We start from the raw sequence: 908 nt of genomic DNA, 5'->3' as shown, positions 1-908 counted from the left end.
GGCGAGGATCGGATCAGGCGGGTTCGGACCGGCCGCAGGCGCGGTCATGTCAGACGGCGGCACGGTTGGCTGCGCAACGGTTGGCTGCGGCACGGTTGGCTGCGGCACGGTTGGCTGCGGAACGACGGGCGCGACCTCGCTGGCGCGGATCGTTGCGGCCTCGGCCCGCAGCAGGGCGCGGTGCAGCACCCAGACCACGACGATCAGCACCGCCCATAACCCAAAGATCCACACCGCCCCCGCCGCATAGGACAGGCTGGCAGGCATCCACCAGACCGGCACCAGCAACAGCAGCATCGTCAGCACCGGCAGGATCCGCGCCGCATCGCCAAGGCGGCGGCGGTGAAACGAGGCGCGTTCCAGAAACAGCGGACGGTCGGGCATCAGCCCCCCTCGCGCTGCGGCTGGCGGTCGGTCTGCCGCACGCATGGCCAGCAGAGCCAAGGGTCAAGGCCCGCATCCCCGCGCGCCTCGGCCCGCGGCCATTGATCCCCGCCCGGCACGGCACGGCGGACCAAGGGCCCACGGGCTGTCACGCCAGCATCCGGCGCACCACGGCGCGCAGATCGTCATTGTCGAAGGGCTTGGCCAGCACCGCATCCGCCGCGGCCCCGATCATGGGCGCCTGCCCCCGCGCCGTCAGCATCAGGACCGGCGTCGCCGCCAGGGCCGCATCACCCGCCGCGCGCAGATCGCCCAGAATCTCGTCACCCGAGCGGTTGGGCAGCATCAGGTCCAGAATCACCAGACGCGGGCGCGCGGCGCGGATCGCCTCGATCCCGCCCGCGCCATCGGCATGCAGGCCGACCTGCCAGCCCTCGCGCATCAGGATAAAGCGCACCGCCTCGGCGATGTTCGGCTCATCCTCGATCATCAGGATGTCCAGCTGCATCCGGCCCGCCCCCCTC

The 908-nt window shown here is 71.8% G+C and carries 2 protein-coding genes; both read right to left on the bottom strand.

Annotation, left to right across the window (positions count from 1 at the left end; all coding sequences use genetic code 11):
- Nucleotides 1-384, bottom strand: a 384-nt coding sequence (locus EG885_RS23420) for a hypothetical protein (RefSeq protein ID WP_242679805.1), incomplete at its 3' end; no start/stop codon positions are given.
- A gap of 148 nt (nucleotides 385-532) precedes the next feature.
- Nucleotides 533-908 (bottom strand): response regulator transcription factor (locus tag EG885_RS22315; RefSeq protein ID WP_423227228.1); only part of this gene is annotated, 376 nt, incomplete at its 5' end.

This window comes from Paracoccus nototheniae (assembly GCF_004335005.1).
GTDB classification, from domain to species: domain Bacteria; phylum Pseudomonadota; class Alphaproteobacteria; order Rhodobacterales; family Rhodobacteraceae; genus Paracoccus; species Paracoccus nototheniae.
The sequence above is the reverse complement of the archived record's forward strand: the minus strand, read 5'-3'. Positions and strand labels throughout refer to the sequence as shown.